Origin of the sequence: Metapseudomonas resinovorans DSM 21078 (assembly GCF_000423545.1) — a bacterium.
GTDB classification, from domain to species: domain Bacteria; phylum Pseudomonadota; class Gammaproteobacteria; order Pseudomonadales; family Pseudomonadaceae; genus Metapseudomonas; species Metapseudomonas resinovorans.
Map to the genome: position 1 here is coordinate 25,369 of NZ_AUIE01000008.1, position 16,742 is coordinate 42,110.

A 16,742-nucleotide genomic window follows, 5' to 3' on the forward strand; every position below is an offset into this window, starting at 1 on the left:
CCTGGCTGGGGGTCCCTGTGTTCCTGCGGTCTTTCGTTAGGGGTGGTCAGTTCTGCTCGAAGGGATAGACACGGCTCCACTCCTTCGCCATGTCGACCACTGTCCAATTGCCGCTTTTGGCGGCCTCCAGCGCCTTGTCCAGCCGGCCGACCTTGCTGTCCCGGTCGTAGGCCCACTCACGCTGGGCATCGGTGTGATGCACCAGTCCGGCAAAGCGCTTGCCCGTTCCGGCCATGGTCCACTGGAGCATCTGCAGGTCGCCGTCGGAATTGCCGAAGGCGAAGATCGGCCGCCGGCCGATGATGGCGTCGATGCTGACCGGCTTGCCTGGCCCGTCATCGTTGTGGGCCAGCTTCGGCAAGCGCTGGATCGACAGCTTGCCGTCCTTGTCCTGGAACTGGGATTGGAAGGTGGTACCGATCACCTGCTCCGGTGGAATGCCGTACACCTCTTCGGCGAAGGCGCGCATGAACGCCACTTCACCGCCGGAGACGATGTAGGTCCTGAAGCCATTGGCACGCAGATAGGCGAGTAGCTCCAGCATTGGCTGGAAGACCATCTCGGTGTAGGGCTTCTTGCTGCGCGGGTGTACCGAACTGGCCAGCCAGCTGCGGGACTGGCCGATGAAGTCCTCGGTGCTCATGCCGGAATGGGTGGCGGCGATGATTTTCATCAACCCTTCCATGCCGCTTTCAGCCAGGGATTTCTGGTCGCCTTCCAGCACTGCCTTGAAGGGCTGCTGCTCCTTCCATTCGGGATGTTGCGGGGCCAGGCGCCGAACCTCGTCCAGTGCGAACAGCACCTCGAAGTACATCGGCTGCTCGCTCCACAGGGTGCCGTCGTTGTCGAACACCGCAATGCGTTCGGCTGGCGGCACGAAGTCCTTGCCGCCCTCGGTGGTCACGGCTGTAACGAAGGCCTCGATGGCCGTGCGCGAGGGGCCGTCCTTCCACGAGGGCAAAGGGTTCTGCGCTTGGGCCAGCACGGGCAGGAGCAGAAGCAAGGTGAACCACCAACGAAGCCTGTACAGAGCATGAGGCTGATGCATGTGACGTCCTTGCTGAGTTCCGGTTTGCCTGGCTCGCCCGAGTCAGGGGTTGAGGGGTTTGAGCCCGTGTCCTTCAGGGCGCACCTTCTTCCGTACCGATACCGCTCGCCGTACATCCGGCAGGACCCGCCTCAGGTCGGCAGGTGCTTGACTCGGCGCCGAAGCCGCCCCGTAGCGAGATTTGAAGAAGCCTAGCAAACGATCTGAGAATGCGTCGCATGATGTGTCGGAAAATTCAGACAGGGTCCGATTTCCCGTGCTCCGCCGAACCCAGAGGTAAAGGCCGCCCAATTGTGTGGGGCGCCCCTTCAACTGGCGGCGGGCGAGCTTCCAGGCATAGTCGGGGGATTCCAGCCAGGCCCGTTTTCGTGCCGCTCTCCAGCGCCGCAGCGACGCCAGTGCCACCCTGCCCCAGGGCCGGCCGAGATAGGCCAGGCCACCGCCCAGCACCAGGAACATCCCCAGCAACATCCCGTGGCCGGAAAGCCGGAGGCGGGTTTTCTGACCCAGGGCTCGCAAGTCTTCGCTGATGGAAAACGGCGCCTGGTAGTCGCCCTTGGCGGCCTTCAGCTCGACCGTCGGTACCGCGGCGCTGTGGCCCTCACCTGTCGCGACGTCCCACCACTTGAGCTCGATGGCGGGCAAGTCGATCTCCCCGGCCTCGCCGATCACGTAGGTGACCGAGTCCTCGCGGACGCCACCCAGGGTACCGCCCCGGCCATCGCTGAGCGGCGTCACGCGTGGCGTTTGCACGTAGCGCTTGAGCCCGTTCACCTCGACGAACTCGGGTGGTGGCAGCAGCATGGCCTGGGCACCTTCTGCTTGCACCTTGACCCGGCGGGTGATGCTGTCGCCAACCCGCAATGGGTCATGGGAGCGCTCGATTTCCTGGGTGAAGGTGACGCTCGTCGCAACCAGCCGATGGCCGTCCGACTCACCGGCCAACTCCTTGGCGGCGAAGGCCAGGGGCTGACTGCGCACCTTGACCGGGCCGCTGGCCTGGCCGGGTTGCACCTGGAATTCCAGCGCAGGAATCTCGAAGCGCTGCGCCGCCTGCGGGGTGATCTGATAGATGAAGCGCAGGCCGAAGAAGGTCTTGCCATCCTGCTGCTCGGTCAGGTGCTGCGCCTCGCCACTGGGCGGGTTCACAACCGCCCCCGGCAGCTCCAGCTTCGGCAGGATGGGGGCTGCGGTGAACCAGGTGTCTACGAGCAGGTCCACCTCCAGATTGATTGTGCCGCCCACCATCACCGAGTCGGCGGGAGCCAGACGGTTCTGCACCCGTACTTCGGGTTCCTCGGCCATCACCAACCGCGGCAGGCAGAGCAACAGACACACCAGCAGCCGTTTCATGGTTTTACCTCCGCAGCCTGCTGGCGAGCAGCCTCCTGAAGCATGAACTTGCGCTTGAGGAATTGCGCTGGCGAGGTGGTGAGGTTGTTCAACCAGAGTTGATCGGAAGCGGCCTGGGGGGTGTTCTGCTGCCTTTCCTGGCGGCCCTTGGCGGGCGTCTGGTCCTCCACCACCTTGTCGGCCTTTTCGTCTGGCGTGCCCGCGTCCTGCTGGTCTTCGTAGTCCTTCAGCAGTGCCTCGGCCAGGGCGAGGTTAGCCGTGGCTTCAGGGAAGTCCGCCTGCCTGGCGAGGGCCTGTTTGTAGGCGGCGATGGCCTCAGGGAACTTGAAGTGGTGAACGTAGATGTTGCCGAGGAAGAAATAGGCCGGCGCCGTGTCGAGCCGCGCAAAGCTTGCCAGGGCCGCATCGTAGTCAGCTGCCTGATAGGCCGCCACGCCCTTCCAGTAAGGATCGGCGAAGCGCGCCGCAGCCTGTGGGAAATGCCCATGTTCGAAGGCCCAACGCCCTTGCTGGTCCGGCGTGAAGAAGGCATCCGCCAGTGCACCGGCACGGGCTGGCGCCGGTGCTGTTCCCAGCAGCACCGCCAGGAGCAACCCGCCCAGCCAGTGAACCTGCCAGCCCCGTCGCACGCAGAAGAACGCAATCAGTGCCAATGGCCAACACAGCCAGTAGCCGGCGTCTTTCCAGTGGACTTGCTGGCCGTCACCTTGCACCGCTTCGAAATGCCGCTGGGCGTGCAGTTCGATCCAGTCGAGGTCGTCCTCGTTCAGGGTCAGGCTGCCGAGGGGAGCGTTGGCCGCATCGGCGAGTCGCTTCAGTGCATCCTCATCGAAACTGGCCTGCACGGGCCGGCCATCGGCAGCGACCCGGGGCTGCCCCTTGGCATCACGCACCAGCCCGCCGTCCTGGCTACCGACTGCCAGCACCAGTACCTGCAAGTCGCCCCCCTCCAGCCGCTTGCTGATGGCCTCGAACTGGTCGGGATCGGCGCCATCGGTCACCAGCACCAAGGTTCCGGGGGCTTTCTCGGCATCCAGCAATACCCTCGCCTGGTCGATCACGCCCAGTACATCCTTGCCGGGTTGCGTCATGAGACCGGTGTCCAGCGCCTGGAGGAAGGTATCCAGCAGCACCGGGTCTTCGGTCGCTGGCAACACCAGGTGTGCGCTTCCGGCATAGGCGATCAGTGCGGTACGGGGCCCTGCTCGACGCTGGATGAGGTCGTGCAGTTTGTGTCGGGCGGCGGCCAGCCGGGTGGGCGGAACATCGTCGGCATCCATGGAGGGTGACAGGTCTACAGCGAGGATCAGCGGCGCCCGGTTATCGAGGAAGTCGGGAATGTCCTGCTGCCAGGTCGGCCCAGCAGCGGCGATGCCACCCAGCACCAGCAAGGCACCGAGCAAGTGAACCGGGCGCAGGCGCTGGTCGTCGTGCGGGGTGATGACCAGGTGTTCGACGAGGTGTGGCGCGATGATGCCGTCCAACTGGCGCTTGAGGTCATGGCGACGGAGCCACGCCAACGGCAGGAGTACTCCCGGCACGATCAGTAGCAACCAGAGCGGTCGCAGGAAGTGGAAGGCACTGAGGTCGATGTCCATCTCAGCGCTCCTCTTGCGGCCGAGCGACCCCGGCCGGTTTCAGTCGACTCGCCAGCGCCGCGAGTCCATGGGCGACAGCAAGGAGCAGCAGTGCCCCGCCCAACGGCCACCAGAACAGGTCGCGCTTGGGCTGGTGGCTGAAGGTCTTCACCTTGTGCGGCGTGAGTTGATCGAGGGTGGCGTAGACCTGCTGCAGGGCATCGCGATCATCGGCACGGAAGAAGCGGCCACCCGTGGCGCGAGCGATGTCCTGCAAGGTCTGTAGGTCCACCTTGGCATCGCCACTGGCCTGCGGATCACCAATGCCGATTGTATGCACGACAACGCCCCGGGCACCTGCCATCTGAGCCGCATGCCCGGGGGTAATGGCGCTGCCGGTGTCGTTACCATCAGTGAGCAGGATCAGGACCTTCTCCTGCTCACGGGCGCTCTCCAGCAGTTTGATCGAGAGCCCGATGGCGTCTCCCAGAGCGGTATTGGGGCCGGCCATGCCGATACCCACTTCATCGAGCAATACCCGCAAGCTAGCATGGTCGAGGGTGAGCGGCGCCTGCGGATAGGCGCCAGTACCGAACACGATCAGGCCGATGCGATCGTCCTTGCGCCGGTCGATGAAGTCGCGCACCACGGCCTTCACCGCCGTCAGGCGGTCCACACGCTGGCCGCTGGCATCGGTGTAGTCGGTGGTCTGCATGGACTGGGAAATATCGATGGCAAGCATCATGTCGCGAATCGGCTGCTCGTGTTCGATAGCCTGTTCGACGAAGACCGGGCGAGCGCAGGCCGTTACCAGCAGCGCCCAGACCAGCAGGTTCAGCACCCGTTGCCAACGGCCTCCTCCGGCCCCGGCGGTTCCCGGCGATTGCCCCACGGCGCGACTCATTGCAGCGAAGAATGGCACCCGCAAGGCGCTGCGCCCTTCCCGGTACTCGCGCAGGTAGCGCCATCCCAGCCACACCACCGGCAGCAGGAAAAGTACCCACGGGTAGTCAAACTGCCACATGGTGAGCCTCGATCCATTGCCGGCAGCCGGCCAGAAGCGCCCTCGCCTCCTCCTCGGGAATCGCCAGCACCTGGGCATCCGGTGCATAGGCCAGAGTGAACAGCTGCGCGGCAAACCCCTCCGGCAGCGGCGCCTTCGAACGTTGCGTGAGGAATGCCTGCCACTCGGCTCCCCCCAGGCCCGCTACCGGCGGCGCGTCCGGCATGGACAGGGCCACGCGCTTGAGCAGCTCCGGCATCTCGCGCAGTGCCGGCAGGCGTTGCTCGCCATCGGCCAGGGCCTGCCCAAGGGAGTCCAGACGGGCCAGGGCCTCGCGGCGGTAACGATCACGCTGCCAGCGTCGCCAACGCAGCGCACCCCAGACCACCGCAATGGCCAGCAGAATCAGCAGCAGGGCCAGCCAGCCCCAGGTCTGGGGGAAATAGCTGAAAGGCGGTGCGGGAATGGCCAGCTCCTTGAGCTGGTCGATGCTGGGCACGCTCGGGGTCGTCATCGCGCTATCCCCGTCAGTCGCCCCAGTTCCCGACGAAGTTGTTCCAGGGTGTCTTCGCCGGTGCTGATCATCATCACCGGTACCTGGCTGCGCCGCAGCAGCTCGGCGACATCACGCAGCCGGCCGGATAGGAACTCGCCAAGGGGCCGGTGCACCTGGCGGCGCTCGACCTCCAGCTCTACCTGCAAGGCGCCCTGGGTGACGGTGATGCGGCCCTTGTCCGGCACCTGCAACGCGATGGGGTCATAGACCTGCATGGCGATCACGTCGTTGTGGGCGCTGAGCTGGCGAAGCAGTTGCAACGTCTTCGGGGTGACACCGGCGAAGTCGCTGATGATGCACACCAGATGGTCGTGGCCGGCAGCACCAATGCAACTGCGCAGCGCGATGTCGAGCTGGTCGTGATGCTCGGCATCCGGGCCGGTCGCGCTCAGCCGGTGGTTGGCGCGCACCACCGCGGCACACAGCGCCTCCACCCTCGCCCGGCTGCGCAACGGGCGGATGTGCTCGACCTGATGATCACCGAACACCAGCCCCCCAACGCGGTCACCGGCGTGAAAGGCGATCCAGGCGGACAGCGCCGCCAGCTCCGCCGCCGCCACGGACTTGAAGCAGCGCTGGGAGCCGAAATACATGTTCATGCGCTGGTCCACCAGCAACAGCGTCGGTCGATCACGCTCCTCGGTGAAGGTGCGCACGAAGGGCTTGCCGTAGCGCAGGGAGGCGCGCCAGTCGAGGTGACGCAGGTCGTCGCCGGGGATGTAGTGGCGCAGTTCGTCGAAGCTGAGCCCTCGCCCCCGAAGGCGCGAGGCATGGTTGCCGGAAAGGATGCTCGACAGCGGCTGTCGCGACAGGAAGCTCAGGCCGCGCACGCGATGCTCCAACGCCATCATCTGGGCGAGCGAGGCGTGGACGAAGCCATCCGGAGCCGGTTGTGTCTGTTGCATGGGCTTGGCTCCGCTCAGGCCGGGATCGCTACCTTGTCCAGCAGGCGGTCGATGACCTGGTCTGCATTCACGCCATCGGCGATCGCATCGTAGGAAAGCTGCAAGCGGTGGCGCAGCACGGGATGCACCACGGCGCGCACATCGTCCGGCGAGACGAACTCATTGCCGGACAGCCAGGCATGGGCGCGGGACACACGGTCCAGGGCGATGCCGCCGCGCGGGCTCGCGCCGATGTTGATCCAGCGCGCGAGGTCCGCGTCGTAATCCGCCGGCTTGCGGGTTGCGGTGATCAGGCCCATGAAGTAGCGGTCGATGGCCTCGGACACGTGTACGCCAGACATTTCGCGGCGAGCCGCAAAGAGCACCTCCTGGGGCAGGCGCGCAGGCTCCTGGGCAGCGCTGCCGTCCTGCTGTCGCTGTTCCTCGCCACGCACCAGGCGCAGGACCTGGCTCTCGTCCTCCACCTTCGGATAGTCCAGTTTCAGCTTCATCAGGAAGCGGTCCATCTGTGCCTCGGGCAGCGGATAGGTGCCTTCCTGTTCGATGGGGTTCTGGGTGGCCAGCACCATGAACAGACCGGGCATGGGGTAGCTCTGCCCCGACACGGTGATCTGGCGTTCCTCCATGGCCTCCAGCAAGGCCGCCTGGACCTTGGCCGGAGCCCGGTTGATCTCGTCGGCGAGAATCACGTTGCCGAACAGCGGGCCGGGCTGGAACTTGATCTGGTTGCCTTCGGCGGTCTGCTGGAGGATCTCGCCGCCGGTGATATCCGACGGCAGCAGGTCCGGGGTGAACTGGATGCGGCTCATCCGCGCATCCAGGTGGGTTGCCAGGGCCTTGACGGTGCGGGTCTTGGCCAGGCCCGGCAGGCTCTCGAGAAGCACGTGACCATTGGCCAACAGCCCCAACAGAACATGCCGGATCGTCTGGGACTGGCCCAGGACCTGTTCAGAAACACTCGCCTCCAACCCTGCTATCTGCTCACGTGTAGTCACTGATCGATTCCCTGTCAGAGCCTGCTCGGAAGTTGCCCGATCGCAAGCGCAACCATTGGTTTGTGGCGAGCCAGCACAACGAAGCTCATCCCTTCGAGACGAGATGCATTCGCGATCTACGGGTTTGGTAACTCTAGTCGCCAGCACGCCATGCGCTAGACGATTCCCGATCTTGGCTCAGGCTGCGGGTCGGTTGCGTGTGCAGGACAAGCATCTAGGCTGGTTAACGTTGGCCCGTGGGCACTGATGCCTGCACGAGTCGCACCAACACAAGAAATGCAAAGGACCAGCAGAGGAAGCGCCATGTTCAGCAGCCACCCCATGTCACTGCGCGTCGCAAGGCTCTCAACCCTGGGCTCGCTGCTGTGGCTATTGCCCGGCGCGGGCTGGGCCGGCGGCATCCTGATCTACGAAGCCGGCCAGGAAGGCGCGGGGCTGGCCAATGCCGGCGCTGCGGCGCTGGCTACCGACCCGAGCGTGCTGATGAACAATCCGGCCGGGCTGACCGAGCTTCCAGGCACCCAGATCAGCGCCAATGGCCAGGTGATCTTTGGCGATATCAGTTTCTCCCGCGATGCCAGCAACCAGTTCGACGGCAACGAAGGCGGCAATGCACTCCAATACCTGCCCGGTGCCAGCCTGTTCGTCAGTCACCAGGTCAACGACCAGGCGAGCATCGGTTTTGGCATGTACGGGAATTTCGGTCTGGCGGTGGACTACGACGATGACTGGGCCGGTCGCTACTTCACCCAGGAGGCGGCGATCATCGGTGTTTCGCTGCAACCCACCTATGCCTACAAGATCAACGACGACCTCTCCATCGGGTTCGGACCACGCATGATGTACGGCTATTACCGCACCGAAGTGGCCGTCAACAACAACCTGTTGGGCCTGGCGGACCGGCCGGACGGCCAACTGGAATACAAGGACACCGACTTTGGCGTGGGCTTCAACATCGGCCTTTTGTACCGCGTCAACGAGCGCACCCGCGTGGGCCTTGCCTACACCAGCAAGGTCGACCTGGAGTTCTCGGATCGCCCCAGCGTGGATGACATCAGCAACCCGTTGCTGAACGTTGCGCTGCGGCGACTGGACGTAGACAACCTCGACATCGACATGGAAGTGCCGCAAACCGCGCTGTTGAGCGTGGCCCATGACCTGGACTCGCAATGGAAGCTGCTCGCCAGCCTCGGCTGGCAGGACTGGAGCGAGTTCGGGAACATCGGTGTGGAAGTGGATGCCGATAACCTCGGCACCAGCCGCACGGTCGACCGGCAGTACAAGGACACCTGGCACGCCTCGGTGGGGGCTCAGTACCAGGCCAGCCCGAAACTCCGCTGGAGCATGGGCCTGGGTTACGACAGCTCAGCTGTGGACGACGAAGACCGCACCGTGGACAACCCCATGGCCGAGTCCTGGCGCCTGGCGGCCGGCGTGAACTATGCGGTGGAAGAAGGCCTGGATCTGCATATGGCGTACACCCTCATCTGGCTGGGTGACATGGATGTGGAGCAAACCAAGCAGCGCTCGGGCAATAGCCTTTCCGGGAGCTTCGACAACAGTTCCCTGCACGTCATTGGCGGGGGCGCGACCTGGCGTTTTTAGAAACACGTGAAAACTGAATGCCCTCCTCGGAGGGCATTCTTGCCTCTGGTCACTGATGCCAGTACGGCTCGACGGCGTGCCGGCCCTTAGCTGGATGCGAACACGATGATTGGACCGCACACCGCCAGCAGCACATTGGAAATCGCATAGCAGACGGTAAAGCCGATCACCGGCGTGTTGCTGCCGGACTGCTCGATGATCTTGTTCATGGACGCCGCTTCCGTCTGCGCCCCGGCCAATGCGCCGAACAGGATCATCGGGTGCAGGCGCAGCACATAGCGCCCGAAATAGAGCGCCACCAGCGGCGGTACCAGGGTGACTATCACGCCCGAAATCAGCAGTGCGACGCCCTGCTCCTGCATCGCCGCGATGGCTGCCGGCCCGGCCAGCAGGCCCACCACGGCACCGAAGGCGGTGAGGCCGAACTCGGAAAACGCCCATTGCGCGGCCGGCGGCAAGGCGCCGATTTCGGGGTGTCGGGAGTTGTACCAGCCGATCAGCAGCGCCACCAGCAATACGCCGCCGCCAACGCCCAGTTCAATGGGGATCATCCCAATATGGGTGGAGAGCATGCCCAGCAGCGCGCCCAGCACCATGCCCAGGCTGTGCACCGCGATATCAGACTTGTAACTGCGCTCACGCACGCGCCCCAACTGGGCGGCCAGCGCATCGATGCTCGAAGAACGACCGGTAAGGGAGATCACGTCACCACGGCGCAATACGGTGTTGGGCAGCAGCGGCAGGTCGAGCCCCTGGCGGGTGATGGTGTTGATGAAGCAGCCCATGCGGTTCGCGCCGACCAGGTGCGACCTGATCTCGTGGATGGTCTTGCCGGACAACTCGGCGGAGGTCAGCACGATGTCCGCCGATTTGGTCGGGAACGACAGCGACTCCGGGTGATCCACCTCCGGGCCGATCCAGCCGTCCAGTTCGCCCACAGCTTCGCGCAGCGCATAGACGCCAGCGATGTCACCCGCCTGCAACACGAGGTCGGGTTCACGGTCATGGATCTGCCCCGTGCGCACCACACGCTCGATGCTCAGGGACGGGTGCAGTCGCTCGATATCGGCGACGGACCTGCCCTGCGCCCCCTCGGCGACCCGGTGCGCTCGCACCACGATGCGGGTGTAGGGAATGCTGATGATGTTCTCGTTGCTGGCGATGCCAAGCTCCAGCTCCAGCTCCCGAGCCGAAGTGCGCAAGTCCACCCCCAGCAGCTTGGGCGCGATGCTGCCGACGAAGACGATCAGGCCGATGGTGCCGAACAGATAAGTAATGGCGTAGGCGATGGCCATATGGCTGTTGAGCTGGGCCTTGGCCGCATCGTCAAGGGGCAACTGGGCGATGGCGCTGCCGGCGGTGCCCATGATCGCGGTGTCGGTCAGGGCGCCGGCGCCGAGGCCTGCGGTGAAGCCTGCGTCGAAGTGGTAGTAGGCGTTCACCGCCAGGATGGTGCCCAGGGCGGTGGCGCAGAGCACCACGGAAAACAGCACGAGCTTGAGGGTGCCCCGGTTGAGGCTACCGAAGAACTCCGGGCCGCTTTTGAAGCCCACGGCGTAGATGAACAGCACGAAGAACACCGACTTCAACTCGTGGGGTACTTCCAGGCCGATCTGGCCGATGATCAGACCCATCAGCAAGGCGCCAGCCACCGAACCCAGGTGGAAACTGCCCAGCCTGATCCGGCCGATCAGTACGCCCAGGGCGATGGCCAGGAAGACGGCGATCTCCGGGTTCGAGCGCAGGGCGCCGAGTACGAAGTCAATCATTGCTTCGCTCCTTCCTGGTCAGACGGCTTGGCCGGTGCTGTGAACCAGCGCTCCTTGGGGACCCATTTTTCCTGCGCGGGGTCGCCCAGGTAGTGCGGCGACATGATCTGCACGCCGTACTCGTTGAACACGTCCTGGATATTGGCGTGCAACAGGGTCAGCAGCTCGGCGCGCGGCCTGGGTTCGCTGGGTACCGCCTGGGCCACCAGCCGGTACTCGGGGTAGAAGTCCGACAGAGCCGTCTGGAACACCTGCGGGGAGGGCGTCTGCAGAATGCCTGGCGTACGGCGGGCGGCTTCCTTGAGCATCGCCTCGACCTGGCGCCACGGCGTGTCGTAGCCGATGGTGACCACCGTGTCCACCACATAGCCGGCGCCCTGGACCACCCGAGAGTAGTTCTTGGTCACCGAGCCGGTGATCATCGAGTTGGGCAGGGTCAGCACTTCGCCCAGGCCGGTGCGGATGCTGGTGGTGAACATGCCGACCTCGGTTACCGTGCCTTCATGCTCGCCCACCCGGACAAACTCGCCGGGGCGCAACGTGCGGGTATAGGTAAGGATCAACCCGGAGGCGGCCTGGCCGACGACGCTGGAAGCGCCCAGGGAAATCATCAGGCCAATCAGCACGGAGAGCCCCTTGAACGCTTCGGTCCCGGCGCCGGGCAGATAGGGATAGGCCATTGCCAGTGCGAACAGCCAGATGGCCAGGGACGTCAGGCGGGTGGTCGGCTGCAGGGTTTCGTGGTTGAGCCAGCTGATGGTGCCCGGGCGCGACAAGCGCTCCAGCACACGCTTGCTGAACGCGCTGAAGCCGCGCGCGATGAAGAAGATAAGCAGCGCGATCACAAGGCCCGGAATGGCGCTGACGATGGCATCCAGCAGGTAACGGACCAGTTCCAGCAGGTACTGGTTGAGGCTTTCACCCCAGGGCCGCGTGTAGGGGAAGCGCTGCAGGACGAAAGTCAGCCATTCGTAGGTGAGCAACAGCACCGCTGACCAGTAGAGCAGCGCCAGCAGGCGCCGGACGATCGGGAACAGGTTGCTGGTATCCACCAGTTGCGTTTGACCGATCTTCAACGCGCTGGTGTGCTTGCGCATGCGCTTGGGCAGCCAGGACAGCGCCTTCTCGTGAGCCCAGGAGAACAGCCGCAACAGCGCGATGTACAACAGGGTCGCCACGGCGGTGAACCCGCCGGCGGTCAGCAGGAAGCGGAGGCTACGGGCCTCCTGGGATTCCGCGACGACCTGGCGAAGCCGCTGGGCCGCCTCTTCCGCCGCTTCCCGGACCGATCCGTCAGCCGAGTCCACGTCCTTAGGCGAGACAATGAAGGCCCGGCGGTCGCCGAGCAGCACGAGGTAGCTGTCCTGGATGGTGTCCAGGGTGACGTCCAGTTCCTCGGTGCCCTCGAGCATTTCCTCAATCACGGCATCGGCGCGCTTGGCACGGGCTTCCGGCGTCTCACCAAGCAGGGTGCCGTGGAACGTGAAGATGCTTCGATTGGCAATCTTCAGCTCAACGGAAGGCGGCGATGCAACGTCTGCCTCCCCCTCCTCCGCCGCTTGCGCCCCCCAGGACAGCGTCCCCAGGAAGACACTCAACCCAAACGCCAGCCACCCCTGTACGCGTATCCCCATGCTTCCCGCCTCAAATGTCTTTCCGGCTCCTTCCCGCGCTGCAATTAGCGCCTGCAGACAACGGCTTACGGAGTGGAGCTTAGTGCAGCCGGAAAAATCCGTCGGAGCTGCTAGCCACACATCCAGAAACTTGACTGGAGACTTGCGAAACCACAGTCGCCTCCTACGCTGACCCGCAGCGTTGGGGCAATGCATCCCGATGCTGCCCTTGCACGGCATCGAGTACCGCGAACACCGAATGGCGTGACTCCACCCTTCCCCGTCTTTTCGCAGCATTCGACGGGGTTCACGCCAAGCCGCATGGGACACTGAAAATCAGCTGCATGGCCAGGCCAGGCAGCCCACCATTGGAGTCACCAACCAGGAGCAAGTCCCCGTGAACAGAATTGTTCTCGCCATCCTCGGCTCGGCTGCGGCCGTGTCTGCGAACGCGTACGACCGTATTCCCCAGGAAAGCGGTTTTTCCGGCTTCGCCTTTATCGGCGCCGGTAGCACTGAACGGGAAACCAACATGATCGCGACCGTCGGTGGAACCGAAGTCGCGGATGAGCGCATCGACTCCCTGACCCAAAGCCCGGACAGCGAACGCTACGGCAAGCTGCTGCTGGACTTCGGCCTGAGCTACACCTTCGCCGACAGCCGCACGCAGATCTTCGGCGGCACCGAACTGGAAGACTTCCTGACCCAGGACAGCACCTTCGGGCTCGGCGTGCGCCAGGGCATCGGCGATGCCGGCAACCTGCGCGCCAGCTTCATCGCTTCCACCCCCATGGAAACCTGGGAGGACCCCTACCTGGTGGGCGCCGACCGCGAAGAGACCGACGTCAAGAGCGGCGGCATGCGCCTGGGCTGGGAGCACATCTTCGGCTCCGGCCTGGAGCTGACCTACACCAAGCGCTCCGTGGAACTGGACGACGAGCTGAGCGGTACCGCCCTGGGCCTGACCGCCGCACAACGGGACCTGCTGGATCGTGAAGGCGACCTCAAGGAACTCAAGGTCAGCTACTTCTGGCAAGCCGCTCCCGGCCACGTCCTCACGCCCAGCTTCTCGCAGATCGACCATGACCTGGACGGCGACGCTATGGCCATGGACGGTTACCAGGCCGAGCTGAACTACGCCTACACCGGCATGCAGGACTGGGAGTTCGTGGTCAACCTGCTCGCCGGCAAGCTGGAAAGCGACGACGACAACCCCATCTACGGCAAGAGCCAGGACCTGGACCGCATGGGCCTGTCGTTCGCCGCCACCTACAAGGAGCCGTTCGGCCTGCAGGACTGGCGTGCCCGCGCCGCCATCAGCTACGGCGAAGAAGACAGCAACATCGACTTCTACGACACCAAGATCACCAGCCTGAACCTGGGCATGCTGTACACCTTCTGAGGTAACGCACTACCCGGAAACGACAAGGCCACCTTCGGGTGGCCTTTCGGTCTCACTCAGCGGGCGATCGGGTTGTCCACCACCTTGACCACGGCGCCAGAGACAGGGTGGCAGGAGTTTCGAAGCCTTTAGCCCGGTGACTCTGCGTGTTTCACGCCACCAATTTGGCACATGGCACCACGGGCGGATATCGCCGCCTAAGCTCTTTGCCGGGCGTGGAATCTCTGTCATCGTCACGCCCAACGTAAAGTCGCCATCCGCAGGAGTCGTATCCGGACTGGCCCAGGACGAGGACGTCAAGTGCGTTTGATCCCATCAGTGTTTCTGGCGCTGTGCGCGCTGCTCAGTTGCAACGCCCAGGCCCAGGAGGCAGGACAGCCCCCTCACCTGGCCAAGGAACCCGCCGGCTATGCCGACGCAAGCAGTTGCCTGGGTTGCCACGCCGAACAGGCAAAGGACTGGAAGGACTCCGATCACGACTGGGCCATGCGCGAACCGAGCAAGGACAGCGTGCTGGGTGACTTCTCCGGCAGCACCTTCGATGAGGCAGGCGTCACGGCGCGCTTTTTCCGCAAGGGCGACACATTCTTCGTCAACACCGAGGGCGCCGACGGCAAGCCAGCCGATTTTGAGATCCTCTACACCTTCGGCCACTACCCGTTGCAACAGTACCTGGTGGCTTTCCCCGGCGGCCGGCTGCAGGCCCTGACCATCGCCTGGGACAGCCGCCCCAAGGCAGCGGGCGGCCAGCGCTGGTTCTCCCTGTATCCGGGCCAGCGCTTCGCGCCGAACGACCCCTTGCACTGGACCGGGCGCTACCAGAACTGGAATGCCATGTGCGCCGACTGCCATTCCACCAACTTGCTCAAGCAGTACAACGACAAGCAAGACAGCTTCGCCACCACCTGGCATGAACAGAACGTCGGCTGCCAGGCCTGCCACGGCCCCAGCCAGGCCCACGTCGACTGGGCGAAGCAGGCCCAGCCCGGCAAAACCTACGCTTCGCCGAAGGAGATCGGCCTCGCGGTGGACTTCAAGGCCCTTGGGAGCAAGGGGCTGGTGGAGCAATGCGCCTATTGCCACAGCCGCCGGCAAAGCCTGGGCGTTGGCCAGCAGCACGGGCATGCGCAACTGGATGCCACCCTGCCGGCCACCCTGCGGCCTGATCTCTACCATGCCGACGGGCAGATCGACGGCGAGGTCTACGTCTACGGCTCCTTCTCCCAGAGCAAGATGTTTGCCGCCGGGGTGACCTGTACCGACTGCCACAATCCGCACAGCACCCAGGTGAAGATCGAAGGCAACGGTCTCTGCCAGCAATGCCATAACCCCAATCCGCCCCAGCGCTTCCCCAGCCTTCAGGCGAAGAACTACGACACCCCCGAGCATCACCACCACCAGGCCGGCACGCCCGGCGCCCAGTGCGTCAATTGCCACATGCCCGCCAAGACCTACATGGTGGTCGACCCTCGCCGTGACCACAGCTTGCGCATCCCCCGCCCTGACCTTGCCGACAAGGCCGGCAGCCCGGACGCCTGCACCACCTGCCACCAGGACAAGCAGCCGGCCTGGGCGGCCAAGGCCATCGAAGGCTGGTTCGGCCAGCCGCAGCGCCCGCCCCATTACGGCGAGGCCTTCCACCAGGTACGCCAGGGCACGGGCGACTCCCTGGCCCTGCTGACGGGGGTGATCCAGGACCTGGGCAAACCGGCCATTGTCCGCGCCACCGCCGCCGAGCAGTTGGCCAACCTCGGCGCGCCGGCACTGCCGACCCTGCGCAAGGCCATCCCGGATGAAAGCCCGCTGGTGCGCGCCTACGCCATCTCCGGTTTCGCCGGCGAGCCACCGGTGGAGCGAGTGAAACAGCTACTGCCATTGCTCGACGACCCCGACCTCGCGGTACGCGATGAAGCGGTTCGCGCGCTGACAGGCATTCCCAGCCTGGCGCTACCGGAAGAGCGCCGCGCGGGCTTCAAGGCGCAAAAGGCGGACTACGAACGACGCCTTCGGAGCAACGCCGACCTGCCGGGCAATCGCCTCAACCTCGCGGTGTTCCTGGAGCGGGACGGCCGTCAGATGGAAGCGCTCGACGAGTACCGCCAGGCGCTCAAGTTCGATCCGTACTTCTCACCGGCGCGGATCAACCTGGTCACCCTGGCCAACGGCATGCTGCGCCAGGACGAGGCCGAGCAAGTCCTGCGCGAAGGCGTGGCGCTGCCGAACATGCCGGTGGGCGACCACGGTAACCTCGTCTATATGCTGTCGCTGCTGCTGGTGGAGCGTGGACAGGCCGACGAGGGCCTGAAGTGGATGGATATCGCAGCGCAGGAGCTACCGCAGAATTCGCGCATCCGCTACAACCAGGGCCTGCTGCTGTTGCAACTGCAACGCCACGCCGAGGCGCAAGCCGCGCTGGAAGCCGGCCTGGAGCAGTCGCCGGATGATGCGGACCTGCTCTATGCGCTGATCTACCTGCACGGCACCTCGGGCCAACGCGAACAGGCACAGCGCTACACGCGTCGGCTGGAGAAGGCAGCGCCGAATGACCCGCGCCTGGTGCAGCTCAAGGGGCAGTAGCAGGCGCGCCAGCGGTCGTTCGCCTCGGCGAGCGGCTGCTGGCCGACGAATGACAGGGCGCTGACGCGAAATGTCAAAACCCTGTCGTCGAAAGTGAATAATTCCAGACGCAATGGGTTCAAGTTGCAGCTTCCAACAACAAGAAGCTGCAGCATCCCGACGTTTATCGGGATGCAGGAGTACCCCGATGCGTCCTTATCTGTTTGTCCTTACCCTGCCCTTCCTCATTGGCGTCCTGGCGCTGTCCGCCCGGCAAGATACTGCCGTCACGCAGGCCGCGGAACATGCCCACAGCATGCCTGTGGTGAGCATTGGAGAGGTGTTCAGGCACCTGTAATC

Annotated in this window: 13 protein-coding genes; 4 read left to right on the forward strand and 9 right to left on the reverse strand. The window is 64.6% G+C overall.

All coding sequences use genetic code 11. The features are described from left to right. Positions 1-46: 46 nt before the first annotated feature. From G559_RS0108900 to G559_RS0108930, 7 genes are read right to left on the reverse strand one after another with little or no spacing between them, the layout of a single operon-like run. Positions 47-1,048, reverse strand: coding sequence for an HAD family hydrolase (locus G559_RS0108900; protein ID WP_028627887.1), 1,002 nt, complete (start codon positions 1,046-1,048; stop codon positions 47-49). A gap of 42 nt (positions 1,049-1,090) precedes the next feature. Then, positions 1,091-2,401: a BatD family protein gene (locus G559_RS0108905; RefSeq protein WP_028627888.1), complete on the reverse strand. Its 1,311-nt coding sequence runs from the start codon at positions 2,399-2,401 to the stop codon at positions 1,091-1,093. Next, the gene (locus G559_RS0108910; protein WP_028627889.1) at positions 2,398-3,999 is read right to left on the reverse strand and encodes a VWA domain-containing protein; all 1,602 of its coding nucleotides are present in this window, start codon (positions 3,997-3,999) and stop codon (positions 2,398-2,400) included. The genes G559_RS0108905 and G559_RS0108910 overlap by 4 nt, the downstream gene beginning before the upstream one ends. 1 nt (position 4,000) lies before the next feature. Next, positions 4,001-5,002: a vWA domain-containing protein gene (locus tag G559_RS0108915; protein WP_028627890.1), complete on the reverse strand. Its 1,002-nt coding sequence runs from the start codon at positions 5,000-5,002 to the stop codon at positions 4,001-4,003. Continuing rightward, the gene (locus tag G559_RS0108920; protein WP_028627891.1) at positions 4,989-5,495 is read right to left on the reverse strand and encodes a DUF4381 domain-containing protein; all 507 of its coding nucleotides are present in this window, start codon (positions 5,493-5,495) and stop codon (positions 4,989-4,991) included. The genes G559_RS0108915 and G559_RS0108920 overlap by 14 nt, the downstream gene beginning before the upstream one ends. Next, positions 5,492-6,442: a DUF58 domain-containing protein gene (locus G559_RS0108925; RefSeq protein WP_028627892.1), complete on the reverse strand. Its 951-nt coding sequence runs from the start codon at positions 6,440-6,442 to the stop codon at positions 5,492-5,494. Before G559_RS0108925 ends, G559_RS0108920 begins: the two co-directional genes overlap by 4 nt. 14 nt (positions 6,443-6,456) lie before the next feature. Further along, complete coding sequence (locus G559_RS0108930; RefSeq protein WP_028627893.1) at positions 6,457-7,437, reverse strand: AAA family ATPase; 981 nt, start codon at positions 7,435-7,437, stop codon at positions 6,457-6,459. Between the two features lie 303 nt (positions 7,438-7,740). Between G559_RS0108930 and G559_RS0108935 the strand changes: the two genes are divergently transcribed. Beyond that, a complete protein-coding gene (locus G559_RS0108935) occupies positions 7,741-9,042 on the forward strand; it encodes an OmpP1/FadL family transporter (RefSeq protein WP_245586485.1) in 1,302 nt (433 codons plus the stop codon). Positions 9,043-9,128: 86 nt separating this feature from the next. Here G559_RS0108935 and aspT read toward each other — a convergent pair whose 3' ends face one another. Further along, entirely contained in the window at positions 9,129-10,811 is a 1,683-nt protein-coding gene (gene aspT, locus G559_RS0108940) for an aspartate-alanine antiporter (RefSeq protein WP_028627895.1), read from the reverse strand. Then, on the reverse strand, positions 10,808-12,445 hold the full coding sequence (locus G559_RS0108945) for a mechanosensitive ion channel family protein (RefSeq protein WP_028627896.1): 1,638 nt from the start codon (positions 12,443-12,445) through the stop codon (positions 10,808-10,810). The genes aspT and G559_RS0108945 overlap by 4 nt, the downstream gene beginning before the upstream one ends. Before the next feature lie 376 nt (positions 12,446-12,821). Between G559_RS0108945 and G559_RS0108950 the strand changes: the two genes are divergently transcribed. The 3 genes from G559_RS0108950 to G559_RS30305 all read left to right on the forward strand — a co-directional run bounded on the left by G559_RS0108950 (position 12,822) and on the right by G559_RS30305 (position 16,740). Then, positions 12,822-13,826, forward strand: a complete 1,005-nt coding sequence (locus G559_RS0108950) for a DUF2860 family protein (protein ID WP_051246512.1) — start codon at positions 12,822-12,824, stop codon at positions 13,824-13,826. A gap of 300 nt (positions 13,827-14,126) precedes the next feature. Then, positions 14,127-16,403 carry a tetratricopeptide repeat protein gene (locus G559_RS0108955; protein WP_245586486.1) on the forward strand — a complete coding sequence of 759 codons (2,277 nt, stop codon included), beginning with the start codon at positions 14,127-14,129 and terminating at the stop codon, positions 16,401-16,403. A 187-nt stretch (positions 16,404-16,590) separates the two neighbouring features. Next, positions 16,591-16,740: a hypothetical protein gene (locus G559_RS30305; RefSeq protein WP_155945691.1), complete on the forward strand. Its 150-nt coding sequence runs from the start codon at positions 16,591-16,593 to the stop codon at positions 16,738-16,740. Positions 16,741-16,742: the final 2 nt, after the last annotated feature.

What these genes read in the sequence shown, in the direction of transcription:
- G559_RS0108920 (WP_028627891.1), bottom strand. Translation starts at nt 5,495, where the DNA reads ATGACGACCCCGAGCGTGCCCAGCATCGACCAGCTCAAGGAGCTGGCC.
- G559_RS0108910 (WP_028627889.1), bottom strand. Translation starts at nt 3,999, where the DNA reads ATGGACATCGACCTCAGTGCCTTCCACTTCCTGCGACCGCTCTGGTTG.
- G559_RS0108900 (WP_028627887.1), bottom strand. Translation starts at nt 1,048, where the DNA reads ATGCATCAGCCTCATGCTCTGTACAGGCTTCGTTGGTGGTTCACCTTG.
- G559_RS30305 (WP_155945691.1), top strand. Translation starts at nt 16,591, where the DNA reads ATGCGTCCTTATCTGTTTGTCCTTACCCTGCCCTTCCTCATTGGCGTC.
- G559_RS0108935 (WP_245586485.1), top strand. Translation starts at nt 7,741, where the DNA reads ATGTTCAGCAGCCACCCCATGTCACTGCGCGTCGCAAGGCTCTCAACC.
- G559_RS0108945 (WP_028627896.1), bottom strand. Translation starts at nt 12,445, where the DNA reads ATGGGGATACGCGTACAGGGGTGGCTGGCGTTTGGGTTGAGTGTCTTC.
- aspT (WP_028627895.1), bottom strand. Translation starts at nt 10,811, where the DNA reads ATGATTGACTTCGTACTCGGCGCCCTGCGCTCGAACCCGGAGATCGCC.
- G559_RS0108915 (WP_028627890.1), bottom strand. Translation starts at nt 5,002, where the DNA reads ATGTGGCAGTTTGACTACCCGTGGGTACTTTTCCTGCTGCCGGTGGTG.
- G559_RS0108925 (WP_028627892.1), bottom strand. Translation starts at nt 6,442, where the DNA reads ATGCAACAGACACAACCGGCTCCGGATGGCTTCGTCCACGCCTCGCTC.
- G559_RS0108905 (WP_028627888.1), bottom strand. Translation starts at nt 2,401, where the DNA reads ATGAAACGGCTGCTGGTGTGTCTGTTGCTCTGCCTGCCGCGGTTGGTG.